At 72.1% G+C, this 25,366-nt stretch carries 24 protein-coding genes and 1 tRNA gene; 11 read left to right on the plus strand and 14 right to left on the minus strand.

From position 1 onward, the window contains the following. Positions 1–32: 32 nt before the first annotated feature. From ACH4YP_RS17010 to ACH4YP_RS17050, 9 genes are all read right to left on the minus strand, one after another. Positions 33–1,175, minus strand: coding sequence for a GNAT family N-acetyltransferase (locus ACH4YP_RS17010; RefSeq protein ID WP_361059149.1), 1,143 nt, complete (start codon positions 1,173–1,175; stop codon positions 33–35). After that, positions 1,172–1,828 carry a lipopolysaccharide biosynthesis protein gene (locus ACH4YP_RS17015; RefSeq protein WP_361059151.1) on the minus strand — a complete coding sequence of 219 codons (657 nt, stop codon included), beginning with the start codon at positions 1,826–1,828 and terminating at the stop codon, positions 1,172–1,174. Before ACH4YP_RS17015 ends, ACH4YP_RS17010 begins: the two co-directional genes overlap by 4 nt. Beyond that, complete coding sequence (locus ACH4YP_RS17020; protein ID WP_361059153.1) at positions 1,825–2,958, minus strand: glycosyltransferase; 1,134 nt, start codon at positions 2,956–2,958, stop codon at positions 1,825–1,827. The genes ACH4YP_RS17015 and ACH4YP_RS17020 overlap by 4 nt, the downstream gene beginning before the upstream one ends. After that, on the minus strand, positions 2,955–3,731 hold the full coding sequence (locus ACH4YP_RS17025; protein WP_398491081.1) for a polysaccharide deacetylase family protein: 777 nt from the start codon (positions 3,729–3,731) through the stop codon (positions 2,955–2,957). The genes ACH4YP_RS17020 and ACH4YP_RS17025 overlap by 4 nt, the downstream gene beginning before the upstream one ends. Positions 3,732–3,786: 55 nt before the next feature. Next, positions 3,787–5,820: a lipid II flippase MurJ gene (gene murJ, locus ACH4YP_RS17030; protein ID WP_361059157.1), complete on the minus strand. Its 2,034-nt coding sequence runs from the start codon at positions 5,818–5,820 to the stop codon at positions 3,787–3,789. Then, entirely contained in the window at positions 5,817–7,151 is a 1,335-nt protein-coding gene (locus ACH4YP_RS17035; protein WP_361059174.1) for an O-antigen ligase family protein, read from the minus strand. The genes murJ and ACH4YP_RS17035 overlap by 4 nt, the downstream gene beginning before the upstream one ends. 13 nt (positions 7,152–7,164) lie before the next feature. Then, complete coding sequence (locus tag ACH4YP_RS17040; protein ID WP_398491026.1) at positions 7,165–8,601, minus strand: exopolysaccharide biosynthesis polyprenyl glycosylphosphotransferase; 1,437 nt, start codon at positions 8,599–8,601, stop codon at positions 7,165–7,167. Then, positions 8,598–9,809, minus strand: a complete 1,212-nt coding sequence (locus ACH4YP_RS17045) for a glycosyltransferase (RefSeq protein ID WP_398491027.1) — start codon at positions 9,807–9,809, stop codon at positions 8,598–8,600. Before ACH4YP_RS17045 ends, ACH4YP_RS17040 begins: the two co-directional genes overlap by 4 nt. Positions 9,810–9,904: 95 nt before the next feature. Beyond that, positions 9,905–11,029, minus strand: a complete 1,125-nt coding sequence (locus ACH4YP_RS17050) for a DUF3344 domain-containing protein (RefSeq protein ID WP_398491028.1) — start codon at positions 11,027–11,029, stop codon at positions 9,905–9,907. 361 nt (positions 11,030–11,390) lie between these two features. Here ACH4YP_RS17050 and ACH4YP_RS17055 point away from each other — a divergent pair, with 361 nt between their 5' ends. From ACH4YP_RS17055 to ACH4YP_RS17090, 8 genes are all read left to right on the plus strand, one after another. Further along, the gene (locus ACH4YP_RS17055; protein ID WP_055618009.1) at positions 11,391–11,630 is read left to right on the plus strand and encodes a chaplin; all 240 of its coding nucleotides are present in this window, start codon (positions 11,391–11,393) and stop codon (positions 11,628–11,630) included. A 241-nt stretch (positions 11,631–11,871) separates the two neighbouring features. Continuing rightward, positions 11,872–12,789 carry a hypothetical protein gene (locus ACH4YP_RS17060; RefSeq protein ID WP_398491029.1) on the plus strand — a complete coding sequence of 306 codons (918 nt, stop codon included), beginning with the start codon at positions 11,872–11,874 and terminating at the stop codon, positions 12,787–12,789. Between the two features lie 277 nt (positions 12,790–13,066). Continuing rightward, a complete protein-coding gene (locus ACH4YP_RS17065; protein WP_361067634.1) occupies positions 13,067–13,369 on the plus strand; it encodes a hypothetical protein in 303 nt (100 codons plus the stop codon). Positions 13,370–13,615: 246 nt separating this feature from the next. Further along, positions 13,616–14,113 (plus strand): DUF5949 family protein, encoded by a 498-nt coding sequence (locus ACH4YP_RS17070; RefSeq protein WP_361067637.1) that lies wholly within the window; start codon positions 13,616–13,618, stop codon positions 14,111–14,113. A 2-nt stretch (positions 14,114–14,115) separates the two neighbouring features. After that, the gene (locus ACH4YP_RS17075) at positions 14,116–14,697 is read left to right on the plus strand and encodes a vitamin K epoxide reductase family protein (protein ID WP_398491030.1); all 582 of its coding nucleotides are present in this window, start codon (positions 14,116–14,118) and stop codon (positions 14,695–14,697) included. A gap of 98 nt (positions 14,698–14,795) precedes the next feature. Next, positions 14,796–15,302 (plus strand): hypothetical protein, encoded by a 507-nt coding sequence (locus tag ACH4YP_RS17080; protein WP_361067643.1) that lies wholly within the window; start codon positions 14,796–14,798, stop codon positions 15,300–15,302. A gap of 60 nt (positions 15,303–15,362) precedes the next feature. Next, positions 15,363–15,875 (plus strand): tyrosinase family oxidase copper chaperone, encoded by a 513-nt coding sequence (locus ACH4YP_RS17085; protein WP_398491031.1) that lies wholly within the window; start codon positions 15,363–15,365, stop codon positions 15,873–15,875. Next, positions 15,859–16,725, plus strand: a complete 867-nt coding sequence (locus tag ACH4YP_RS17090; RefSeq protein WP_398491032.1) for a tyrosinase family protein — start codon at positions 15,859–15,861, stop codon at positions 16,723–16,725. Before ACH4YP_RS17085 ends, ACH4YP_RS17090 begins: the two co-directional genes overlap by 17 nt. A gap of 106 nt (positions 16,726–16,831) precedes the next feature. Here ACH4YP_RS17090 and ACH4YP_RS17095 read toward each other — a convergent pair whose 3' ends face one another. From ACH4YP_RS17095 to ACH4YP_RS17110, 4 genes are all read right to left on the minus strand, one after another. Continuing rightward, entirely contained in the window at positions 16,832–17,134 is a 303-nt protein-coding gene (locus tag ACH4YP_RS17095; protein WP_361067652.1) for a chaplin, read from the minus strand. Between the two features lie 268 nt (positions 17,135–17,402). Next, a complete protein-coding gene (locus ACH4YP_RS17100) occupies positions 17,403–19,037 on the minus strand; it encodes a protein kinase (RefSeq protein WP_398491033.1) in 1,635 nt (544 codons plus the stop codon). A 46-nt stretch (positions 19,038–19,083) separates the two neighbouring features. Further along, positions 19,084–20,475, minus strand: coding sequence for a histidine-type phosphatase (locus ACH4YP_RS17105; protein WP_398491034.1), 1,392 nt, complete (start codon positions 20,473–20,475; stop codon positions 19,084–19,086). A 676-nt stretch (positions 20,476–21,151) separates the two neighbouring features. Next, positions 21,152–21,580, minus strand: a complete 429-nt coding sequence (locus tag ACH4YP_RS17110) for a VOC family protein (RefSeq protein WP_398491035.1) — start codon at positions 21,578–21,580, stop codon at positions 21,152–21,154. Between the two features lie 468 nt (positions 21,581–22,048). Here ACH4YP_RS17110 and ACH4YP_RS17115 point away from each other — a divergent pair, with 468 nt between their 5' ends. Beyond that, positions 22,049–22,324, plus strand: coding sequence for a hypothetical protein (locus tag ACH4YP_RS17115; protein ID WP_062648491.1), 276 nt, complete (start codon positions 22,049–22,051; stop codon positions 22,322–22,324). Next, positions 22,321–23,097, plus strand: coding sequence for a hypothetical protein (locus ACH4YP_RS17120; RefSeq protein ID WP_398491036.1), 777 nt, complete (start codon positions 22,321–22,323; stop codon positions 23,095–23,097). The genes ACH4YP_RS17115 and ACH4YP_RS17120 overlap by 4 nt, the downstream gene beginning before the upstream one ends. A gap of 144 nt (positions 23,098–23,241) precedes the next feature. Here ACH4YP_RS17120 and ACH4YP_RS17125 read toward each other — a convergent pair. Next, positions 23,242–23,314: transfer RNA gene (locus ACH4YP_RS17125), tRNA-Arg, on the minus strand. Positions 23,315–23,625: 311 nt separating this feature from the next. Here ACH4YP_RS17125 and ACH4YP_RS17130 point away from each other — a divergent pair. Then, positions 23,626–25,233 carry a dynamin family protein gene (locus ACH4YP_RS17130; protein ID WP_361067661.1) on the plus strand — a complete coding sequence of 536 codons (1,608 nt, stop codon included), beginning with the start codon at positions 23,626–23,628 and terminating at the stop codon, positions 25,231–25,233. The last annotated feature ends 133 nt before the right edge of the window (positions 25,234–25,366 follow it).

A 25,366-nucleotide genomic window follows, 5' to 3' on the forward strand; every position in this document is an offset into this window, starting at 1 on the left:
CATCCGCCGACGGGGCGGTGGCGGCGGGTCGGTCACGGCCTGCCGCCACCGCGTTCCCTCCAGCCGTGGAAGCGGTCGAGCAGTTCCTTGCCCCGGCTGCGGGCGGCCACGTCACAGACGGCCGCCGACATCAGCGGGGCCGTCCGCCGCCGGGCGAGCAGAAAGCGCTGATTGACGACGGGCTGGGGCCGCCAGTGGTGCTTGTAGGGCTCGTTGCCGCGCAGCAGGCTCAGCACCCGGCGGCCACCCGCCTCGGTGTGCTGGGCGCAGGCGTGCAGCAGCATCGTCGCCACGTCCGCCTTCCGCTCGCGCAGCTGCGGATGGGCGCCGTAGAGGTAGCCGCCCGCCAACTGCCGTGACAGCAGCGTCAGATCGACCGCCATCACCGTGTCGCCGAGCCGGAACTCGGTCACCACCGCGTCACCGGCGTCGACCATCGGCCCCACCGACCGGACCAGATGCTCGGCGAACCGCTCCTGCAGATGCTCGGTGGTCACCTTGCGGCCCTGCCACTGGAGCCGGTGCAGTTCCAGGAGCCGGCGCAGGGCCGCGCCCACCTCGTCGGGGCGCACGGCACGCCGTTCGACCCCCAGCGAGGTGAGCTTGCGCAGCTTGGCACGGACCCGCTGCTGGGCCTTGGCCGTCGCGAGCCGTCCGATCAGGTCGTCCATCGACGCGCCGGGCAGCTCCAGGCACAGCGAGTCACGCACCCGCCGTCGCGGCCCGCGCCAGCTCGCGTAGACCCGCTCCACCGCGCCACCGGGCCGTACCTCGCGGAAGTCGATCAGCGCGGTGCGGGCGGCCAGGGCGAGCCCGTCGGCGAGGGCGGTGGCCGCCCGGTCGGTGCGCTCGCCGTCCTCGATGAGCACGTCACCGAAGTCGGAGATCGACCCGCCGAGCGGCACCAGGGCCGGCCACGGCTGCCGTACGAGCATCAGCGGGGCGGCGGCGACCAGTTCACCGCCCTCGCGGACGAGGACGAGCCGGAGCCGGCCGGGTCTGCCGTACGAGAGCCACCAGGAGTGCAGCCAGGCGTGGCTCTGGAACGGGGTCGCCGCGCCGCACCGCCGGTACAGCCGCCCCCACTCCTCGGCCAGCCGGCCGAACTCCCGCTCGTCCGTGCACAGTTCGGTCACCGCCGTGCCGGTCGCGGCACCGGTCACCGTGCCGTTCACAGCTGCCCGTGGACATCGGCGGCGGTGGCCGGGCCGGGCACCGACGGGGTGGGAGCGACCTCCGAGGGCCGGCGCGGCCGGACCAGCAGCACCAGAGCGCCGAGCAGCCCGCCCGCGCTCGCGCCGACCAGCCCGGTCACCGTCGAGGACGCCGACGACGCCTCGGTCGGCTTCATCGCGCGGGAGAACTGCAGCAGCTCCACGTGGGTGCTGTCCTCGGCGGAGTTCGCGTGCCGGGTCAGCGAGCGCGACACGGCGTTGGCCATGTCCGCGGCGAGGTCGGGGCGCGCTGAGGTGGCGGTCACGGCGACCATCGGGGCGTCCGGCGAGGTCGCCGTCTGTACGCTCTCGCGCAGCGTCGACACCGGTACGCCCGCCCACACCTGGGCGTCCCCGAGCACCGCGAGCTGGGTGGCGACCCGGCCGTACGCCTGCGCGAAGCCGAGCGCCGCAGCCGGGTCCGACTTCTCGTCCGGGACCGCGATGACGTAGCTGGTGGCCGAGTACTGCGGAGTCTTCAGCTCGCCGTACGCGCCGCCGAGCAGGCCGCCGAGGACGGCGCCCGCGGCCAGCAGGGACCAGGGCGGCAGCCTCTTGGCGCGGACAAGTGCCGTCACCGGCCGGCCGGTTGTACGAGTGGGGTTTTCGGTCATGCGGAACTCACTCCCAGAGTTGCGGCCGTGTAGATGTCCATGAGCCGGTCGGCACTGCGGGCGATGCTGTAGTGGTGGGCCGCCTCGGGCGCCGAGCGCGGCCTCGGGCCCTGCGCGCGCACCTGCCGCAGGGCCCGTACGAACGAGTCGGCGCCGCCCTGGACGCGCCGGGCGAACGGGGCCGCGTCCGGCGGCAGGTCGTCGACGGCCGGACAGGAGACGTAGAGCACGGGCAGACCCGCCGCGAGGGCCTCCACGACGGCCAGACCGAACGCCTCCTCGGCGCTCGGCGACGCGAGCGCGTCCATTGCTCCTATCAGGGAGGGCAGATCGAGACCCGAACCGCCTTGTGGGGCAGCCGTGTTGGGCCGCTCGCCGGTGAACAGCACCCGGTCGGCGACACCCGCGGCCTGCGCCGTACGCCGCAGCACGTTCTCCTCCGGGCCGCCGCCGACCAGCAACAGCCAGACGTCGTCGGGGAGTTCGGCCAGCGCCCGCACGAGCACCTCAAAGCGCTTGCCGGCCGCCAGCCGTCCGACACCCCCGACGACGTACGCGCCCTGCGGCAGCCCGAGCCGCCGCCGGGTGCTCTCGCGCCGGGCCGCGTCGAAGCGGAAGCGCGCCACGTCGATGCCGTTCGGTACGACCTCGATGCGCGGCCCGGGCACGCCCCAGCGGCGCAGGCGCTCGGCGACCGTGGGCGAGACGGCGACCGTCGCGCGCCCCAGACGCTCGCTCGCCAGATACAGCGCGCGGACGCCCGAGGTGAGCCGGCGGCCCTCCATCTGCGAGTCGCCCAGCGAGTGCTCGGTGGCCACCACGGCCCGTACACCCGCGAGGCGCGCGGCGATCCTGCCGTACACGCAGGCCCGGTAGAGATGCGTGTGCACCACGTCGTACCGGCCGCCGCGGATCTCGCGGACCAGGCGGGGCAGCGCCGACAGGTCCCGGTTGCCGTGCATGCCGAGGTGCGTGACGCGTACGCCGTCCGCGGTGAGGTCCTCGGCGACCGCGCCCGGGTTGGTGAGGGTCACCACGTCGCAGTCGACCGGCAAGTGGCGGACCAGCAGGCGCAGTTGCTGCTCTGCCCCGCCCACCCCGAGACCGGTGATGACGTGCAGGGCCTTCACGGGGTCTCCTTCACCGAGGACTCCGGTGACTTCGGTGAGGCGGGGGACGGCAGGGACACGGAGGCGGGGAGGGGCTCCGGCGGAGTGAGCGGAACCGGGCGGCGGCGGAGCCGGTTGAGGCGGTACTTCAGCAGCAGCCGCCAGGAGGTGTCGTTCTCGCCGATGTGGACGCGAGGGAGGGCGTACGGGCCGGTCAGCGGGCCGGGGTCGATCGCGCACGCGTACTCGTACCCGGCCGCCCGCACCACGTCGGCGACCCGCTGGTCGACGGTCCCGTACGGGTAGCAGAAGCCCAGCACCTCGCGGCCCGTCAGCTCGGAGAGCAGGGCGCGGCTGCCACCGGTCTCGGCGCCCAGCAGGGCGTCGTCCGCCTCGGTGAGGTCGACATGGGTGAGGCCGTGCGAGGCGATCTCCAGGCCCTCGGTGTCCGCGAGCCGGCGGATGCCGTCGGAGGTGAGGAGCGGCTTGCGCGGGCCGAGCGGGTCCCATTCGTTCGTGCCGCCCAGCCTGCCGGGGAGCACGAAGACGGTGGCACCGCAGTCCCAACGCCGCAGTACGGGAAGGGCGTTGTCGGTGAAGTCGGCATACCCGTCGTCGAAGGTCAGCCCGACGAGGTCCCGCCCCTCGCCCCGGGCGCGGGCCGCGAGCAGGTCCGCCATGCTCACCCCGCGCAGGCCCCGGCGGCGCAGCCAGCCGAGCTGCCGGTCGAGGCGGTCGGGCGAGACCGTGATGCGGTACGGGTCGTCCGAGCAGTCGCCCACCGAGTGGTACATCGCCACCCACAGGGGCGCGGCCGGGCGCGGGTCGGTACGGGTCAGGTCGGGAGTCTCAGCGGAAACGGACATGCGGCAGCCTTCGTGTGACGGAGCGGAGGGCGGTACGGAAGGCGGGCGCGACGGCCTCGACGCCGAGCACCCGGAGCAGCAGGACGTAGACGACGGTCACGGTCAGACCGCCGACGGCCAGGGAGAGTTCGGGGGAGTCCACGCGGCTCGCGCAGAAGGCCCCCGCGACGGCCGCGCACACGGACGCCCGGACCGGCTTGGAGAGTTCGTGGACGACCCGGCGGGTGCGGATCGGTACGCTGCGCCGCTCGCCCATGCCGGACAGCAGCAGGGCCGCGGTGACGGTGATCCCGATCGCGTTGGCGGCGGCGATCCCGCGCACCCCCCAGGCCTCGACGGTGCCCGCGCCGATCCAGGAGGTGGCGACGATGCCCGCCGCCATCGCGGCCAGCGGGTACCAGGTGGGCCGGCCGGCCGAGAAGTACGTCCGCACCAGCGCGCCCACCAGCGTGTGCCCGAGCAGGCCGACGGAGTAGACCCGCATGACGGTGGCCGTGGCCGCCGTGTCCTGGGCGGTGAACGCGCCTCGCTGGAACAGGAGTTGGATGATCTGCGGAGCGCACGCGAACACCGCGGCGGCGCCCAGCAGCACCAGGCACGAGGCGACCGCCACGTCCCGCTCCACCCGGGAGCGGGCCCGCTCGGTGTCCCCCTCGGCGAGCGCCTGCGCCAGCACCGGGAAGGTGACGGTGCACAGCATCAGCGAGAGCGTCATCGGGATCTGGGCCACCTTCTGCGCGTAGTTCAGATGCGAGATGGCTCCGGAGGGGAGGGTCGAGGCGAGGAAGCGCTCGATGAGGACCTGGGACTGACGGCACAGGGCGAACATCAGCACGGGCGCGATGAGGGCGAGTTCGACCGAGTGCTTCACCGAGACGGCAGGGCTGTCGGGGACATCGGTGACCTCGGTGACTTGGACGTCCTTGGCGGCCTCGGCGTTCTTGGTGCCTTTGGTGATCTTGGTGTTCTCGGGGCCGGTGCGGGGCAACGGGCCCTGTGCGGCGGCGGCTTCGGCCTCCGGGGCGGACCGGCGGCGGCCGAAGAGCTGCCGGGCGAGGGAGGGTGCCTGCGCCACCACCATCAGACAGCCGCCGATCGCGACGCCGACGGCCGCCGACCGTACGCCCCAGCGGTCGCCGAGGACGAACATCGCCGTGATGATGCCGGTGTTGTAGGCGACGTAGATGGCCGCGGGCGCCAGGAAACGGCGGTGCGCGCGCAGGGCCGCGCTGCAGTAACCGGCGAGCCCGAAGCTCAGGACGCAGGTCGCGGTCAGCCGCGTGCAGTCGACGGCGAGCCCGGGGTCGGGCAGCCCCGGCGCGAGGGCCGCGACCAGGTAGGGCGCCCCGGCCATCAGCAGCGCCGCGACCGCCACGAAGGCGAGTGCGAGGCGCGGCAGGGTCGAGGCGACGAGCGCGCGGACGGGGTCGGCGCCGGTGCCGGTTCCGCGCGCCCGCCGGGCCACGGCCAGGCTGAACGCCGGGACCAGCACGAACGCCATCCCGTCCTCGATCAGCAGCGTCGCCGCCACCTCCGGCACCGTCCACGCCACCAGAAAGGCGTCCGTCTCGGTCCCGGCCCCGAAGAGATGCGCGAGCGCCTGGTCCCGCCCGAGACCGAGCAGGGCACCGGCGATGGAGAGCACAGCGGTGACGAGCGTGGCCTTGGCGAGGAACCCGCGGGTGGGCGGGGCGACCTCGTCGGACGGCACGGCACCGGCGGTCCCGACCCGGGCCGCGGGCAACGCGATCGGGTTCCCGGCGGTGGCTTCCGTACCGTGCCGGGCCGCGTGGACGGTGCGCTGCCCGGCCGCCTCTGTGCCGTGCCCGGCCGCGGGCCCCTCGCCGGGATGCCCCGCAGGCGCAGGCGCAGGCGCGGGCGCGGGTGCCGACGACCCGGATACAGGGGCCGCACCGTGCCCCTCGACCCCAGCCGCTGTCGTCGGCCCCGACCCACCACGACCCCCGGTCCGGACCACCGCGTCCTCCCCCTCCGCCCGGGAGGGCGTCACCGTCATCGGTCCCCGGCCTCCTCGGAGGCCAGCGCCCACCAGGCGCCGAGGCCGAAGAGGACCGCGGTGAGCGCGGTCGAGGGGCCGCCGATGTCGGCGTACGCGAAGTCGACGAGCTGCCAGGTCAGCAGCCCGCACGCGACGAGCGCGCAGTCGAGACCGCGCGGCGCCGGCCGCCGTTCGTGTACGGGCCGCCGGGCGCGGAAGAGTCTCCGCAGCCCGCACACCAGCAGGGCCAGCCAGCTCCCGGCCAGCGCGAGCAGGCCCAGGAGCCCCTGCTCGCTGAGGATCAGCAGGTACATGTTGTGCGGCGACAGGAGAGGCTGGCGCTTGAAGCCGGCGCCCGCGCCCTCCGTGTCGCTGCCCGACGACAGAGCGAGCGAGGCGTTCCCGTCGCGATGGTCGGGGAAGCCCTTCAGGCCGACCCCGGTCAGCGGCTGGTCGCGCCACATGTCGACCGCGGCCGCCCACATCGTGTAACGGTCCGTCACCGACTGGTCCGGCGCGTCCGCGACCTGCGTGATGCTGCTGATCCGCTCCTGGAGCATCGCGGTGCCCACGCCGAGCCCGCCGACGAGGATCACCGACGCGGCGGCCACCACCGCGAACACCTTCACCGCCCGCCGCATCCCGGCGAGCGCGAGTTGGGCCCCGCACGTCACGGCCGTCGCGATCCACGCGCCCCGGCTGAACGACAGCGCCAGCGGCAGCAACAGGGCAAGCGAGCACAGAGCCGCCATCGTCCGCTGCCGGCCCGGTCCCGCGCCGAGCGCCAGCCCGAGCGCGCACACCACGCCGAAGGACACCACGGTCGCCATCCCCATGACGTCCGCCGCCCCGAACGTGCCGACCGCCCGGATCTCCTCGCCCATGTACGAGGCCCCGGTGCCGGTCACGTACTGATGGACCCCGATCGCCCCCTGCCACAGCGCGAGCCCGATCAGCGACCAGGCGACCAGGCGTGCGTCCCGGCGGTCGCGGATCAGCAGCATGACCGCCGCGGGGACGAGCACGAAGATCTGCAGATAGCGCACGAGTCCGGTGATCCCCACCCCCGGCGAGGCCGCCCCCGCCGCGGCGAGCGCGATCCCGACGACGGGCAGGGCGAGCACGACGGCAGCGGTACGGGACAGCGGGCGCCGGCGGTCGCGTACGAGACGGATCGCGCAGTACAGCACCACCAGTCCGGACACGGCGTCGGCGACGGTGCCGCCTCCTCCGTCGCCGCTCCCGGAGACCGGCAGCGCCATCATGGCGACGAGGGCCACCACGGGCAGCACGGGAAGGAAGCGGCGCGGCGCCGACGCGGCGGTCGTGAGAGGAGGAGCGGTCAGCAGCTGGGTCACGCGGTCAGCTCCCCGTCGGGCGCACGAGCGAGGCGGCCGTGCGCAGCAGGATGCACACGTCCTGCCAGAACGACCAGTTGTCGATGTACGCGTTGTCGAACCGGCAGCGGTCCTCGATCGAGGTGTCACCGCGCAGCCCATGGATCTGCGCGAGCCCGGTGATCCCGGTCCGCATCCGGTGGCGGGCCGCGTAACCGGGGTACGTCTGGCTGAACTGGCCCACGAAATAAGGCCGTTCGGGCCGCGGACCGACCAGGCTCATGTCGCCCCAGAAGACGTTCCACAGCTGGAGCAGCTCGTCCAGCGAGGTCCGGCGCAGGAAGCGGCAGAACCAGCGCATCTCGTGCTCGTTCGCCACGCTCCACCGCGTCGCCGCCTCGTGCGCGTCGACCGGCCGGTGCGTACGGAACTTCAGCAGCGTGAACGGCCGCCCGTCCTTGCCGATCCGCTCCTGCCGGAACACCACCCCGGGCCCGTCGGTGAGGCGCAGCACGACCGCGCACACCAGCAGCACCGGACTGACCATCAGCAGCAGCACCCCGGACACCAGCACGTCGAGCAGCCGCTTCCCGGCGTTCCCGTACCGCCGCCCCATCGGCAGCCGCCGACAGGCGAACCCGGCGAGCCGGTCCGCTCTCTCGTACGCCGGTGAGTCCGGGTCCACCTCCCACACCGCGCAGCCCGACTCGCCCAACGCCCGCAGCAGCGGCCCCTGTTCGGTGCGTGCGGCGGGGCCCACCACGAGCACGTCCTGCACGCCGTTCTGGATGAGCGCCCGCTGGACCTCCTCGCCCGTGGTCAGGACCGGCAGCCCCTCGCCGCCGGACGTCTCGTCGGAGACGACACCCACCGGCCGTACCCCGCACGCCTGGTGGCGCAGGAAGGCGGCCGCCACGCGCTGAGCGGTCGCGGCCCGGCCGACCACCAGAGCCGCGCGAGGCCGCCGCAGCAGCGCCCGGCGCCGCCGCCCGTGCACGGCGCCGCGGCCCAGGCAACTCGCCGCCGACTGCACCGCGCAGCCGACGACCAGCGTGCGGGCGGACAGCGCGTGATCGGGGGAGTACGCCGCGAGCAGGGCCGCCAGCGCGCACCAGCCCACCGCGATCCGGCCGCAGACGGCGGGCAGTTCGTCCAGCACCGCGGGGACGGGCGCGGCGCGGTACAGCGACCCGTGCGCGTTCAGCCACAGCACCGCGAGCACCAGCAGGAGGAGCGGAAGCGGATGCGTCCAGGGCAGCACCAGGCCGCCGCCGAGCAGTGCCGCGCAGACGTCCATGGCGGGCAGCGGCAGCCGCGAGGCCCGACGTACGAACGGCCGTCCGCCGCTGGGGAATCTGAAGGCGCCGGCCTCGCGCGGCTGGATGACCGAGACGGGCGAGAATCCGTGGTCCGTCGCCCGCGGCCGGCCGCCGGGGGAGGGAACGGTACTTTCCGCAGTCACGTGTGGATGGACTCCCTGCACTCGGTGGCTTCCACGCCCGTGTTCCGTCCTCTCGGCCGCGTCGACCGCGTCGGCCGGGTGCCGATCAGCTCGCGGTACACCTCGGCGACGGCCTTCGCCATGCGCCCGACGTCGTGCGTGGTCGTTACGTACCGGCGCCCCTGATGGCCGAGCGACTCGCGCAGCAGCGGGTCGAGCAGCAACTCGGCGACGGCCGCGGCCAGTTCGTCCGGCCGCTCCGGCGGCACCAGACAGCGCGGTCCCTGGCCCGGCGGCAGACTCTCGCGCGCCCCGTCCACGTCGGTGATCACGACCGGCCGCCCGCAGGCCATGGCCTCCAGCGGAGCCAGCGCCATGCCCTCCCAACGGGACGGCAGGACCACCAGATCGGCGGCCTGGTACCAGGGCACGGCATCGGTGACGGCCCCGGCGAACAGCACGGACGAGGGAGCGGCGGCCCGCAGCGCCTGCGCGTCCGGCCCGTCACCCACCAGCACGAGCCGCGCCTGAGGCACCCGCCGGCTCACCTCGCGCCAGGCGTCCAGCAGGACGTCCTGCCCCTTCTGCCGGCACAGCCGCCCGACGCAGACCACCAGGGGCGCCGCCGGATCGACCCCGTCGAGCAACGGAATCCCGGCCCGTACGGTCCCGACGGACGCCGGGTGGAAACGCTCCGGATCGACCCCGTTGGGGATCACGGTGAACCGCCCGGCGATCCCCGACCGCCGTCCGGTCCGCCGCTCGGCCTCACTGACGCACACCACCCGGGAGGCCCAACGCGCGCCCAGTCGCTCCCAGTTGAGGGCCAGCAGCCCGGTGACCCCGCCGGCCGCCTCGAACGACCAGGCGTGCGGCTGGAACACGGTCGGCACCCGCCCGCGCACGGCGAGCCGGGCCGCGAGTCCTGCCTTGGCGCTGTGCGCGTGCACCACGTCGGGGTCCACCTCCCGCACGACCTGGCGCAGACTCCGTACCTCCTGCGCGAGCCACGGCCCGGGCGAACGGGTCGCGTGCCAGGTCCGTACGCCGCAGCCCAGTGCCTCGGCCGCCGCAGCGAGTTCTCCGCCCGCGGGGCAGGCGACGGTGACCTCGTTCCCGGCGGCCAGCTGGGCCCCTGCGAGATCCGTGATCACGCGGGCCACCCCGCCGTCGACGGGCTGGGAGACGTGCAGGACCCGCGGCCGAGGGCCGGTCGGTGACAGTTGCATGCGTGCGTTCCTCGCTCACGGGTGGCGCTCGGAGGGGCTCAGGTGGAGGTCACTGGGGAACTCACGGGGAAAGGGGGAAGGTCGGGGGAAAGCCGTCAGCGCTTCGCGTCGACGGCGACGAACAGCGCTCCGGCCCAGGCCGTGTCGCGCGGCGACACCAGGCGGAAGTCCAGCCGGTCACCGCCGTGCCGCAGCCCCTTGTCGAGCTCGAAGACGTCGGAGTCGTACCCGAGCGTGTTCGGATACGCGGGCGTGCGTCCCGGGGCCGTTCCGCCGGGCTCGCTGATGGTCGAGTTCAGTACGTCGTCACGGGGGTTCGTGCCGTTGGCCAGAGGGGTCGTCAGACCGCCTGCCGACAGGGTGAGCGAGCCGCCGGTCCGCCCGCGGTCACCGTTGTAGGCGACGAGCCCCGCACTCCCTCGGGCCCCCTCGGGGAACCGCATGCCGGACAGCCGGACCGTCCGGTCCCCGCCCGCGCCCAGCGGGTCGAAGCCGTCCCACATCGCCAGATGCCGCAGCGGCTCCGACTCCTTCTCGTACGCCACCATCAGCGTCCAGCCGCCCCACGCCCCGGCCGCCGAGTGGCCCATCGCCACGTTGACCTGCGCCACGGTGTAGACGCCCGCGCCGCTGGCGCGCACCAGAGGGGTGACGTCCGCCGAGGCCTGGAACGCGTCCGCGCCGTTCGCGACCCGGTGCCCGACGACGGTGTCCGCGAGCACCTCCTTGTACTGGCCGCCCGGCTCGGCGATCAGCACCCGCCCGTTGTCCTTGGGCGGCTTCTGCTCACCGACCCGGAGGTTGCCGCCCCAGTACAGCCGCGCGTACGAGACCTGGGCGCCGGCCGGCGGACGGACCTCGGCGCGGCTGGAGTTGTAGGTGTTCGGGTCGTTGTCGACATCGATGTAGAACATCTCGAAGTCGTCGTTGTCGTCGTTCGCGGCCGCCCGGCCCTCGCGTGCGGCGGGACAGGACGCCGCCGACCGCTCGACGGGCCGCCGGCAGGTGATGGACGAGTTGGCGGCCCGGACGATCCCGCCGTGCTGGAGCGCGCGGTACCGCTGGGTGAAGGGGAGACTCTCGGCCTCGGCGGCCGGCGCTGTTGACGCCGTGGGCATGGCAGGTGCGGCCGCCGCCGGTCCGCCCGGTGCCCACAGCGAGGCGAGGGAAAAGACACCCACCATCCCACGGCGCAGCAGAGGACCCAGGGAATTGCGCATGACCGGCGTTGCCCTTTCGGGGGAATTCGGGAAGAGGTACTGACCCTGCGGACGGACAGGCCGTGGACATCACATGAGGGCCGCCATGACTCCCCGTCTGTTTCAAGCGGCCTGAGGAGGAACGCAACTGTAGCCGCTATCCGTATTTATCGGTGAAACCCGTCAAGTGTGTCGTAATCATGCTGCATACACTGGTTGACGCCGCGTCGGGCGGAGCCTCCGTCGTGGGCCCGGCCTCCGCCCGGTACTCGGTCCGGGACTTCACCCGTTCGGTGGCACAACCCGGGCCAGCGCCGCGCGTTGATTCCAGAGCCGGGCACCCCGCCCGGATTGTTGTGTCAATCCCAAGGAGCACCTCTCCATGTCGCGTATCGCGAAGGGCCTGGTCCTTACCTCCGTTGCCGCCGCCGCCATGGCGGGCACCGGTGGCGTCGCCGCCGCCGACAGTGACGCGCACGGCTTCGCCGCCCACTCCCCGGGCGTCCTGTCGGGCAACCTGGTCCAGGTCCCCGTCCACGTGCCGGTCAACGTCTGCGGCAACACCGTGAACGTCATCGCGCTGCTGAACCCGGCGTTCGGCAACGAGTGCGCCAACGACTGACGTCGCTGCGCAGCCCTTGACCGGCCGTCCTCCCACAGGGAGGGCGGCCGGTCCGCGTTGCCCCGAATGGAGGGAGGGGCGCCAACCACCCGGGAACGCCCGGGCACGGCACCTCACCAGCGACAACGGATGCGGCGGCCCGCCCGGGCCGCTACGGAGCGCGGTCGTTCGGTTGCAGGCGGCGGTCACCGATTCCACGGTGGGCACAAGATCCGTACGCACCACCGAAAGGAACCCCTCCATGCGTGCTCTGCCCGCACGGCGTATCGCGGCCCCCGCACTCTGCGCCACGCTTCTGCTCGGGATCGCCGGACCGGCCGCCGTGGCCGCCGACCACGACTCGACCCGCGACGCCCGTTCGATAGCGGCCCAGGCGCCGGTGCCCGGAGCGGACGCTCTGCTGGCGCAGGTCAAGAGCCTCGGCGACGTCGGCGGAGTGCTCACTCCGGTCACCGACCTGCTCAACGCCGTGCTCAAGGCCGACAACGGCCAGCTCCCCGCCGCCGACGCGGCCAAGCTCGCCGACGCGGTGAAGGCCGCCATCGCCAAGGCCTCCGCGGCCGCCCCGGCCGCCGGCGCGTTGACCCCGCCCGTCAAGGCCGAGCGGGAGCAGGCCGTGCCGACCGCGCCGCCCACGCCGACGGCCCCGGCCAAGCCGGCGGTTCCGACCACGCCCGCCGTTCCGTCGGCGCCGGCCAAGCCCGCGGCGCCCGACGCCGCGACGTCGCCGGTCCTGCCGAGCACGCCGGCCACTCCCACGACCCCCGCCAAGCCCGCGGCTCCGGCCACGCCGGTCACCCCCGTCACCCCGGTCGCCCCGCCGGCCGCGCTTCCGGAGGTGCCGAAGCTTCCGGCGGCCCCCGCGCTGCCGGTGCCGAACGGCGCCGAGCGTGCGGTCGCCGAGGTCCCGCTCGACCTCAAGGCCGACGCGCTCAAGGCTCTGCAGGCCGCGGCCGACTCCCTGGTCAAGGCCGCCACCAGCGGTGACGTCGCCGGTGTCGCGGCGGCCGCGCTGGCCGTCGTGACCGGCCTCGTCAACGTCGTCGTCGCCACGGTCCTCGGCGGCGGCCTGCCCGTGCCGAACCTGCCGGGTCTGCCCAAGCTGCCCCTGCCGACGGGCGCGCTGCCGCTGCCCACCGGCGGCCTGCTGCCGTCCTGAACGACCCACAGGCCACCGCCCTCCTGAGTACGGGGAGCGGTGGCTGAGGCGAAGCGGTCGCCTCACCCCGGCCGTCGGGCCGGCCCGTCGTCCGGGCCGGCCCGACGGCTGATTTCATATGAGGGATCCCATTTGACGATTTGACACACCCTTCAATTGGGTGGCTTTCAGAAATCTTCGGCCGACGGAGTTTCCGTCCAGAACGGGGATCGTTGGGCAGGGCGCAGTTCAGCGAAATTTCCCTCCGGCGACGCGAGTTGCCGACGAAAGGAACACGATGAAGTCCCTGAAGGCCGCCGCTGTCGTCGCCGGGTCCCTGGTCATCGCTGCTGCCGCAGCGCCCGCCTTTGCCGCCGACCTCACGCCCTCCAGTCTCAACGGCGGCCTCGACTCGGCGCTCACCGCACTCACCACCGAGCCGGTGGACGCCGCGGACGCCATGCCCCTGCAGTCGCAGTCGAACGCGCTCGACACGTCGAACAAGGACTCCGTGCTGAACACCGTCGACGGCGCGACGAAGGCCCTCAACTCGGCGGAGGGGCCCACGGGGCTCCTGGGCGGGCTTCCCCTCCAGAAGTGACTTCGGACGTAACCCCGGACGCGGCATCGGACGCGACTCCGGAAGCCGCTCCGAAAGTAGCGAAGGGCCGGTTCCGCATCACGCGGAACCGGCCCTTCGCTCTGTTCTCCGATTATCCGTGCCGTTCCGTTTTCTCTTTCCGGCCGTTCGATGCCGTCCCCCGTTCGTGTGGAGACCCCGCTGGAAATCCCCCGGGCGAGTGAGAAACGGAGCGGACGCATTCCGGCGCGTCGATACGGTTCCGCGGTGACCTCAACATCAAGCGAAACGCGTCCTTTCCGTGCCGTCGACCTCGGCACGCTCGTCGTCATGGCGTGGAGCGGCGAACACCCCGACGGCGACATGCCCTTCCTGCTTGCCTACTCGCTCGGTGACGGCGAGGGCGGCCCCGAGGGCTCCGCGGTCGCCGTCGAGCAACTGCTGCACCGCACCGGCCTGCCCATCGGCGACGAGATCGTCGACGGCACCCGGCAGCCCAGCTTCCCCGTCGGTCTCCTCGTCGAGGCCGGCCAGGCCGTGGTCACCATGGCCCACCTCAACGCCCAGTGCACCGTGCCGCCGGAGTGGCTCGCCGCGGTCGGCGAGCGCGGCTACGCCTACTTCCTGTTCACCACCCGCCCCTGGCCCGAGGCCGAGCCGGGCAAGCCCGTCGCGCCGGAGGCGCTGGCCGCCTTCGCCGGCGACGAGAAGACCCTGAACAGCGCGGCTCACGCCCTCCTCCCGGCGCGCAGCCTGCGCGGCTGACGATGCGCACCGCGGGCGCCGGCCGCGCGTTCGCCCTGCTGCTGGTGATCACGGGCGCCGCCGGACTGCTGGCCTCCTGGGTCATCACCATCGACAAGTTCAAGCTGCTGGAGGACCCGGGCTTCACCCCCGGCTGCAGCCTGAACCCGGTCGTCTCCTGCGGCAACATCATGAAGAGCGACCAGGCCTCCGCCTTCGGGTTCCCCAATCCGATGCTCGGTCTGGTCGCCTACGGCATCGTGATCTGCGTCGGCGCGAGCCTGCTGGCCGGTGCGGTGTTCCCGCGCCGGTACTGGCTGACGCTCGACGCGGGCACGTTGTTCGGCGTCGGCTTCGTGACGTGGCTCCAGTACGAGTCGCTGTACAGCATCAACGCGCTGTGCCTGTGGTGCTGCCTCGCCTGGATCGCCACCGTCGTCATGTTCTGGTACGTCACGGCGTTCAACGTACGAAATGAATTCCTGCCCGCGCCCGGCTGGGTGAAGGGATTCCTCGCCGAATTCACCTGGGTGCCGCCGGTCCTGCATCTGGGGATCATCGGAATACTCGTGTTGACGCGTTGGTGGGACTTCTGGACGAGCTGACAATTGCATCCACCGGGGGAATTTTGATCTGATGCCGTGTGCCGGGTCGTTACGCGTTTCGGACGCAGCCCCCGAATCCCGAAAGGCCCGTGCCTGAGATGAAGTCGACCACCCGAGGAACTCTTGCCGCCGTCGTCACCTGTGTGGCGGCCGCCGTCGCGACGCCCGCTGTCGCGGCCGACGGGCTCCCGGTCGCCGTACCGCTGGACGGTGTGGAGAACTCGCTGAACATGGAGATGCCCAGGATCGGCGGCACCCTGCCGCTGCCCACGCCGGGCAACCCCGACGGGCCGCGGTACGTCGAGGGCCGGCTGCTGCCGGACCGGGCCGTCCCGCAACTGCCGGTCACCAGCGACCTGCCGTCCCTCGACCTGCGTACGCCGGTGCCGCGCGTGCTCGGGGACACCTTCGACCACGTCGCCGCCAGCACGCCCACCTCCGACCTGCGTGCCCTGACGCCGGGTGCCTCGTTGGACGCTCCGTTGACCGCGCCTCAGGCGGACAAGCTCGGCCTCCCGGCCCCGAAGCTGCCCGAGGTCGGTCTCCTCGCGCCGGTGCTGCAGGCGGCACCGGGGGCGACCCTGGGCCTCGCGCCCGGGCTGTAGACACAACGGGCCGACCGGCCAACCGGCCGTCCGGGCCCAACAGTTCATGGAGGAGTACGGGTGGCAGTGGCGAACGGCACGCGGCGAGACGTCCTGAGAGGGCTGCTCGTCGCGGCCGTCACCGCCGCCCTGGCTCCGCTCCTCGCGGCCTCGCGACCGTCGCGCCCCCAACCGCCCGGGCCCGGCGAACCGCCCGCGTCCGAGGCCGAGTTCGGAACCGGGTTCGAGACCGATCTCGCGGCCGGGTTCGACGAGATGTACCGAGGACGACGGATCCGCGGGTTCTCGGACGCCGCGGGCGCAGATGACACCGCGAGTGGTGTCCGGCACGCCGGTGCCGCAGGCCCCGCACCGGCCGGGCAGTGGCGGGTAACCGTGGACGACCGGCCACTGCACCTCATGCGGCGGGCCGACGGCGGCTATCTGACCATGGTCGACCACTACCAGTCGTATCCGACGCCGCTCGCCGCCGCCCGCGGGGCCGTCGACGAACTGGGCGGCACACTGCGGCTGCGCGCGGCCGCCACGGGGGCGGGGCGGGGGGAGGGGCACGGGCATGGCGTACACGCGTAAGAACGTGAGCGCGCTGACAGGGGCCGAGCGTCGCAGGCTCGTCGGCGCGTTCCTGGAGATCAAACGCACCGGCGAGTACGACGAGTTCGTCCGCATGCACATCGACCACTACGTGTCGGACGGCGACGGCGGGCTGCGTACGGCCCATATGGCGCCGTCCTTCCTGCCCTGGCACCGGCGGTTCCTGCTGGAGCTGGAGCGGGCGCTGCGGCGGGTCGACTCCGGGGTGTCCGTGCCGTACTGGGACTGGACGAAGGACCGGACGCCCGCCGCCTCGCTGTGGGGGGAGGACCTGCTCGGGGGCAACGGGCGGCGCTCCGACCGGCAGGTGACGACCGGGCCGTTCGCCTACCGGCACAAGAAGTGGGTCGTCAAGGAGTCGATGACCGACGGCGAGTACCTCATGCGCGACCTCGGCCGCCCCCACGATCCGCTCGCCCTCCCGACCGCCGACGAGCTCGCGCGGGCCCTCAAGGACCCCGTGTACGACACGACGCCCTGGGACTCCACCTCCACCCGCGGCTTCCGGAACAAGCTCGAAGGGTGGGGGACCGGGCAGGGCAACGACGCCTGGCGCAACCACAATCGCGTGCACCGCTGGGTCGGCGGGCACATGCTCGGCGGGGCCTCGGTCAACGACCCCGTCTTCTGGCTGCACCACTCCTTCGTGGACCTGCTCTGGACGCGCTGGCAGAAGCGGCACCAGGGCGCCCGGTATCTGCCCGCGTCGCCGCCCGAACTCGGGGACCGGCAGCGGGGGCGCGTGGTGGCACGCCACGAGGAGATGCCGCCGTGGGGCATGACGCCGGACGAGCTGGAGGACCACAGCCGGATCTACCGGTACGTCTGATCCGTTGGTGCGTCTGATCTACCGGTGACGGGTTGCGGGTTACGGGTGACAGGGGAAGGCCCCCGGTGGTGTGTACCGCCGGGGGCCTTCGCGTGAGTACGGTGACTCAGTGGCCGTAGCCCTTGGGGCCGTGTCCCTGGGGGCCGGGGTGCCCCTTCGGGCCGTCGTCGACGTTCGCGCACTCGTTGCCGAAGGTCGGGTTCAGCAGGGCGATGACGTTCACGGTGTTGCCGCAGACGTTGACCGGCACGTGGACCGGGACCTGGATGACGTTGCCCGACAGGACGCCGGGCGAGCCGACGGCCTTGCCCTCGGCGCCCGCGTCCGCCATGGCCAGACCGGCTCCACTGATCACAACGGCACCCGTGCCGAGGGCCACACCGGCCGCCTTCGCGATGCGAGACTTCACGTTCACTCCTTCGATTTCGGTGAGCGCGGCTGCTCCGACGCGACCGCACAGACCGTTCAACGCGAGGGCCCACAGGGGGTAACGGTGCTCAGCCGGGCATCATCCACCAAGCTCCTTCAAATGGGGCGATAAAGCATATGAGTGTCCTCGATGTTCGAGTCCTGGTCGGGAGGGACCGGGGTGAGGTCGAGAGGAACCGGGGTGAGGTCGGGGTGAGACGGAGGCGTCTCAGGGCTGGGTCAGGGCTGCGTCGAGGCCGGTGCCCGGCTCACTGGCGGGTGCAGCGGCCCTTCGGGCCGGCGGCCGGGGGGCTGCACTGGAGGCTGTAGTCCGCCGACGCCGTGCTCAGGTAGCGGCCGACGCAGGTGGTCGGCGTGGTCCTCCCGCGTTCCGCGCAGAAGCTCAGGGCGCCGCGGCCGTCGGTGAACGGGCCCGGGGCGTAGATGACCCAGAAACCGGGGCGGAGTGAGGCGTAGTCGTCGCTGCGGACGTAGACCGCCTCGGGGACGGTCTTGCGGACGGCCGCGAGCCGTTGGTCCCGCGCGGCGGTGCCGGAGCCGACCGGCTCGGAGAACAGCTGGGCGATCCAGCGGCCTTCGGAGGCGGACGGGGTGGTCGCCTCCTCCGACGGGGACGCGGCCGGCTGCGAAGCCTGCTTCGACGGCGCTGGTTTCGACGCGGGCGTGGGCGTCTGCTTCGCGGACGGGGACGTCGCGGTGCCGGACGCCGAAACGCCGCCGCCCTTGGCCTTGCTGTCGTCGCCGTCCGACTCGCGCAGGGTGAGGACGAGCGCGGTCGCGGCCGTCGCGAGGGCGGCCACGACGACCGCGACGGTGGCGAGGAGAGCGGGGCGCGCCCCGCGCCCCCGCTGCGGCACGTTCTGGACGCGCGTCGGGTGCTCGCCGACCGGCTCGGCGGGCCCGGGACCGCCGTGAACCGTGCTGCCGGGCCCGGAACCGCCGGGTACCGCGCCGCCGGGCCTGGGGCCGCCGGGAACCGTGCCGCCGGCTGTGGGCGGTGCGGGCAGGACGTGCGTCGGTGCCGTCGTGGGGCCGGGAGGCAGCGGGGCCGTCGCCGTCGGCAGCGACCAGTCCGGAGTCGTACCCGACTCGACCTGCGCCAGCATCGCGTCCAGCCGCGCCGCGTCGGGGCGGGCCGCCGGATCCCGTACGAGCAGGGCCTGGAGCACGGGCGAGAGCGGGCCGGAGCGCACCGGCGGCGGTACGGCCTCGTCGAGGACGGCGGCGAGGGTGCCCAGGGTGGTGCCGCGGCGCAACGGGCTGACGCCCTCCACGCAGACGTACAGGACGAGCCCCAGGGACCAGAGGTCGGACGCCGGGTCGTCGTCGTTGCCGCGGATCCGCTCGGGCGCGATGTACTCGGGGGAGCCGATGAGTTCGCCGGTCGCCGTCAGCGCGGTCGAGCCCTGGAGGGCCGCGATGCCGAAGTCGGTGAGCACGGCGGAGCCGTCGGCGCGCAGCAGGATGTTGGCGGGCTTGACGTCCCGGTGCTGGATGCCCGCCGCGACCGCCGCGCGCAGGGCGGCGAGCACCTGACGGCCGAGACGGGCGGCTTCCGAGGGGGCCAACGGGCCGTCGGCCAGCCGCTCCTGGAGCGAGACGCCGTCCACCAGTTCCATGACGAGCCAGGGGTGCGGGTCGTCGTCGATGATGTGGTGGATCATCACCACGTTCGGATGGCTGATCCGGGCGAGGGCCCGCGCCTCGCGCAGCACCCGCTCGCGGACGGAGTGGGAGGCCGCCGCGTCGTGCCGTACGGCCTTGAGGGCGACCTCGCGGTGCAGCACGCTGTCGCGGGCCCGCCACACCGTCCCCATACCGCCGCTGCCGAGCCGTCCGAGCAGCTCGAACCGCCCGTCGACCATGTCCCCCGATGCGTTCATGGCCGACAGATTAATGGCCGACAGATCAGTGGGGCTCGTCCGGCCCTCAGGACGTCGGGTGCGTACGTCCGAAGCAGCGCTCCAGTTCGTTCAGCTCGTAGAACGTGCTGCCCTTGGACACCGGGCGGCAGCCCTGCTTGAACGCGGTCTCCTTCTCGTTGTAGAGCATCCGTACGAGATAGGTGTGGCCCTTGCGGAACACGTCCCACTGGATGTTCGCGGCCATCGGCGCCACGGACGCGCCGCGCCAGGGGTTGTCGGCGTAGATGTACGGGCGCTGGGCGGTCACCGGCTTCGTACTGCCTGGCAGACCCATCAGCGCGGCCAGCGGGATGATCTCCTCGGCGTGGGTGAAGCGCAGTTCAGCGCCGAGGTCGCTGGTGCCGGCCCGCCTGGCCTCGACCTTCTTGAAGAAGTCGTCGAGCAGGACGCCGGCCATCTTGTAGGTGATGTCGCTGTCGGCGAAGCCGGGGCCCTTCTCGTAGAAGTCCTCGGCGTCGCTCAGATAGCCGAACCAGGCGGCGTCGCGCGGCGCGATGTACCGCTCCATGTGCCAGCCGCGGCCGCCCGGGCTCTCGTCGCTCATCGCGGGGGCGATGCCGTAGAGGTTGTAGACGGCCTCGGCCGCGTCGACGTCGCTGCCGACGGCCGAGAACTCACCCGCGGAGATCCGTGCGACGAACGCCGGTTTGAAGATCTTCTTCAGTACGTTCACGGCGGCGCGGTGGGTGGCCGGCTGGTCGGTGACGCTCTTGAGGGTGTCCGCGAGCCGCTTGTCGTTGTCGATGTAGTCGCGGTACGCGGCGCCCCCGGCCGCCTTGTGGAAGTACAGCAGGTCGGCGTCGGCGCGGGCGGGCCCGATCAGCGGCTTCAGCGCCGGGTCGGCCTTGGTGAGCGCGGTCGCGAACTCGCCCGCGCTGTCCACCGCGCGCCCCTGCCCGGAGCTGACGACGTCGATCGGCTCGCCGTCCTTCGCGATGTGCGCGAACAGCCCCGGGAGCCGCTTCTCCATGCGGACGGCGGTGTCCTGGATCTCCTGCCTGCCGCGCCCGCTCAGGTTTCCGTACCCGACCTTGGCCATGGCGTCGAGCAGCGCCCGCACCTGGGGCCCGAACTCCTTGCCCGCGCTGGTCAGCTGCCCCTCGCTCGCCGCCTGGTCCCACAGCTTGAGGATGAGGTCCCCGTCCCCGCTGTCGGTCGCGGCACGGGACCCGTGCCGGGAGACGTTCTCCGTGAACACCGGCTCGAATCCGCGGGGCGCGGCTCGGTAGGTGCGCGGGTTCTGGCCGGGTTCGTACGACGCCTTCGTCCCGTAGCTGTCGCTGTGCCCGTCGGCCGAGTTGCCGGTCGAGTGGCTCGCGGCGTGGGCGGGGAGCGCGCCGGAGAGGAGGGCGCACAGGGCGAGGGCGGGAGTGAGACCGAGGGACAGGCGTTTCATGGGTCGTCTCATGGGGCGTCGCTTCATGGGTGGGCCGTCGTTTCGTCGGGTGGGAGAGGCCGTGTCCGCAGTTGTGGCCTCTGGGAGGGGATCGAACGATCCGTCGCGCATCGAACGATCCGCCGCATCGTTTCCGCCGTGGGCCAACACCTGGTGACCGAGGCGTGGCTGGTTTCCGACCGGTGGTCCATGGGGGGACCATGGGCTGGTCAAGGGCGGGTGTGCCGGTTCTCCCCGACGTCGTGACCGGTCCATCGGTGTCGAGCGGTGGCGTGACAACGGGTTAGTTTCGGACAGTTTTCGGATCCCGGACGGTGAACGACGCCCGGTTCAGGTGTCCCTGGGGCGCCAAGGCGCTCAAGACGGGCCGGGAGGAGTCGGGGAACGCCGCGCGTGTCCGCTGCGGCCGCCCGCGGAGGGATGCTCCGGCCAGCAAAAAAGCCCTCCCGGAGGGGAGGGCGGGGATAGGCGCCCCCGGCAGGACTCGAACCTGCGGCCAAGCGCTTAGAAGGTGTCAGGGGTTGAGCGATGTGCTCACCTGCGTCGTCGCTGGTCGCTCGCGAACGAATGCCGTCAAAGCGCTTGCTGTCATTTCCGGGGGACCTTTGGCTGATGACCGCCCCTCGTGCCTTCGCCCTGGCTCATGGGGACAGGGCGAAGGCACGTTCGCGGCCTCTCAGTCGATGCAGAACTCGTTGCCCTCGATGTCCAGCATCGGGATGCACGAATCATTGCCGTCGTACAGCGTGCGCACGTGCACCGCACCGAGCGGGACCAGTCGTGCGCATTCCGCCTCAAGTGCGGCGAGGCGCTCTTCCCCCACGAGTCCGGTGCCGACCCGCACATCAAGATGCACCCGGTTCTTGGCGGCCTTCCCCTCGGGGACACGCTGGAAGTACACCCGCGGGCCCACACCTGAGGGATCGACGCAGGCGAACCAGGAATCCCGCTGCTCAGGTGGCTGCGAGCGCTTGAAATCGTCCCAAGTGGCAAACCCCGCCGGTGGCGGCGGTATGACGTACCCCAACACCTCGCACCAGAAACGAGCAAGCCGCTCAGGTTCTGCGCAGTCGAAGGTGACTTGGAACTTCTTGATCGACATCATCCGGTCACCGTATTGGCGCGTGCTGCTCACCGAAACCCCCGGCGTGACATCGCCGCGTAGGTCGAGGCCTTGCGTGACATGAGTTGGCGACGCGCTGAGCCGGGTCGCATCTGGTCGTTGAATCTAGCCAGATTCAGTGAGGCTGTGCCGCCTTCTATGAGGCAGGACACTCGGGCGGCGGCCGTGACCTGCCCTGGCACAGTGCAGCCCCGGTCGCAGGGTGGCGAGCCGGGGCGGAGAGGGCGCGACTCCGTCATCTGGACGAAGTTGCTGTCGATTCCGGGACGCTTTGGCCAGCAGTTGTCCCCTGTGGGTGCCAATGGCCGATGGGGGCGTTCCGGGGTGCCTGCTCGATGGTCGGCTCGGGTAGCCGTGGCGTCGATCGGAGGTCAGGGCGATCGACAGCAGTGACACCGGAATCAACTATGCGTGAGGTATTTAGGTACTATGGCAGCGGAGGTGTTGACGATGACGACGGCGGCGAAGTCGGTACGCCAGTCCCCGCTGAAGGTGGACCCGGCGACGGACAAATTGATCAGTCAGGGCGCTCATTTCCTGGGGCTGACGAAGAAGGACCTGGTGGCCGAGGCGGTCCGGGTGTATCTGGAGCAGCGCCGTGAGGATCTGCGGTCCGGCATGGTGGAGGCGCTGAGTGTGCTGGATGGCTCGCTGAAATCGGATGTGATGCTGCTGACCGGGCTGACCGCAGAGGAGATCGACGCGGTCGGGGGAATCGAGGAATGAGCGGGCCCGGCCCGCTGCGCCCGGCCCGCCCGACGCTGCGCTGCTTACGCGAGGATTTGTGCCTCGCAGTGCCGCCGGTCACGGTGCCGCTGGACGAGATCGACCACCCGGTGCTGGCCAAGGCGTCCGAGCAGTTCGCGGACGAGGACGGCAAGCACGAACGCATCCGGTCCGTGGACGACCAGGTGCTGTTCAAGGTCAAGGTGCAGCGATGGCGCGGCGCGGTATGGCTGGACGCCGATCTGCCGTGGCTGGTCGCGGCAGGTCGGCGCGAGGACGGCTCGGGCGATGACTTCTATGCAGCCCTGGAGGCCGACGGCCGCGCCGTCCGGGCTCGCTACAACGCGGAACATTCCGACGGGCTGAAGACCGCGACACACACCGCTCACCTCCTGCCCGCACGCGAGGACCATGTCCGGTACCGCGCCGAGGCCGGTGTCCGCTTCGTGCGCCGCCTGCGGGCGACTCTGCTGGACCTGGCGCACGACACGCTGCGCGACGGCCGTGAGCACACACGCGAGTTCGACACCTTCACCCTTGGCCTCCAGGTGCGTGCGGACGACGGTCACGAGACCTACCTCGCCGTCCGGATCACCGGCTCCGTACCGCCGAACCTGACCGTGCTGATCCTGCGCAACGTCCCCGGCTGCGAGGCTGAGGGCTGGTATCCGGAGTACGCCCTGCCAGAGCGGGACCTGCTCCCGGCCGAACAGGCGTGGTCCAACCTCATGGACCCACGCGCGGCTGCCCAGGTACTGGACGAGGAGCGGTAGCCAGGCATCCGTCGGCGCGAACTGCAACCCCGATGTCGGGGTATGTATCCACGATCGTGGACGGTCAAGGCGCTTGCTCTCACAGCGATGTGCATCCGGACATCAAAGAACCCCTCACGCGTTTCCGCAGGGAGAGGGTGTGCGCGCCCCCGGCAGGACTCGAACCTGCGGCCAAGCGCTTAGAAGGCGCCTGCTCTATCCACTGAGCTACGGGGGCCGGGTGTGGTGGCCTGTGGTGCTGGTGCCCGGGTGTGGGCGGGTCCGTGACCTTGCCGGGGACAAGGATAGAGCGCCCGGGTCCCTGTCCTTGGTGCTTCGCCTCCGTGGCTCGATGTGGAGGTTCAGTGAAGCGATCCTGATAATCGCAGGCAGGTGCGAATCGTGCATCGCTTTTGGCGTCTCGCGCCCCGGGTGTTGTGCACTCGTTATGCCTGCGCCCCATGCGTCCCTTCCGCCTCGTATGTCCGATCGGCGCGCAGACATGCCCATATGCTTCAGAAAGCCTCCAAAATTGGGCATTCTTCGCATGTGGTGACCTTGGACGTACGGCCCCAGCTTCTCGACGCACTTTCCGCCCTGCGCGACCGTGTCGCCGCCGCACGCTTCCCGCTGCCCCTGGCGGGGGCTCCACGCGCGCGTGCCAACCGCGACGAACTGCTCGCGCAACTCGACGACTATCTCGTGCCCCGGTTGAGAGAACCCGAAGCACCCTTGCTCGCCGTGATCGGAGGATCGACGGGGGCGGGCAAGTCCACACTGGTCAACTCCCTTGTGGGGCGGCGGGTCAGTGAAGCCGGGGTGCTGCGGCCCACGACCCGTACTCCGGTGCTCGTGTGCCACCCGGAGGACCATCACTGGTTCAGCGGTATGCGCGTACTGCCCGACCTCACGCGCGTGTGGGTGCCCCAACAGGACGCCGGGGACGATCCACTGCTGCCGGGTGAGGACGACGGGCGCGTGCTGCGCATCGAGACCGCCGACACCCTCCCGCGCGGGCTCGCCCTCCTCGACGCGCCCGACATCGACTCCCTCGTGGCCGACAACAGGGTGCTCGCCGCCGAACTCATCTGCGCGGCCGACATCTGGGTGATGGTCACCACGGCCGCCCGCTACGCGGACGCGGTGCCGTGGCATCTGCTGCGTACCGCGAAGGAACACGACGCGACGCTCGTCACGGTCCTCGACCGGGTGCCCCACCAGGTCGTGTCGGAGGTGTCGCGTCAGTACGGCGCGCTCCTCGCCAAGGCAGGGCTCGGCGACGTACCCCGCTTCACCGTGCCCGAGTTGCCCGAGTCGGCATGGGGTGGGGGGCTGCTTCCGGCCACCGCCGTGGCGCCCCTGCTCGCCTGGCTCACGGAACAGGTGGAGGATCCGGGAGCCCGACAGCAGGCGATGGCACGCACGGCGTACGGGGTGCTCGACTCGCTGAAGACGCGGATGCCCGAGCTGGCCGGTGCGGCGGCCGCGCAGTACGCCGCCGCCCTGCGGCTCACCGCGGCCGTCGACGGGGCGTACGACAGCGAGCACGCGCGCGTACGGGGCCGTTTGCAGGCCGGGGCCGTGCTCGCCGGGGACGCGCTCAAGCGTTGGCGCAGCTATCCGCTGGACTGCGCCGCCGGCGAACTGCTCGACGCCCTCGCCGAGAGCCTGGCCGCACTGCTGCTGTGCGCGGTCACCGCCGCCGACGAGCGCATCGACGAGGCCTGGCGCCGCGAACCCGGCGCGTCCGCGCCGGGGCTGACGGACCGTGATCCGACGCTGGAGAGCGCCGAGCACCGCATCGGGATGGCCGTACGGCGCTGGCGGCGGGTCATCGAGGAGTACGCGGAGGAAGAAGTGCGTGCCCTTGAGAAGAGCGTCGCGCCGGACCCCGAGGTGGTGGCGGCGCTGGTCGCCACCGCGCTCCTGGGCGGCAGGCGGGCGCGGTCGGCGGGCGAAGGACTCGCCGAGCGGATCGGGGCCCACGGCGCCCTGCGGCTGCGCGACAAGGGCGGCCGCCTGCTCAGCGACTACCTCGACAAGACCCTGCACACCGAACGGGAGCGGCGGCTCGCGCCGCTCGACGCACTCGACGTACACCCCGAACCCCAGGCCGAACTCATCGCCGCGTTGTCCGTACTGCAGAAGGAGAGGTGATCGTGGTGACCGCCGTCACGGACCACACGGATCACGCCGATCACCCCGGAGACGACGAAGGGCGTGAGGGCAGTGGGCACGCGCGCGTGGAGGACGATTTCGTGACCGACGGCAAAGACGCCCCCAAGAAGGA

This window comes from Streptomyces sp. NPDC020747 (assembly GCF_044334695.1).
GTDB lineage: Bacteria > Actinomycetota > Actinomycetes > Streptomycetales > Streptomycetaceae > Streptomyces.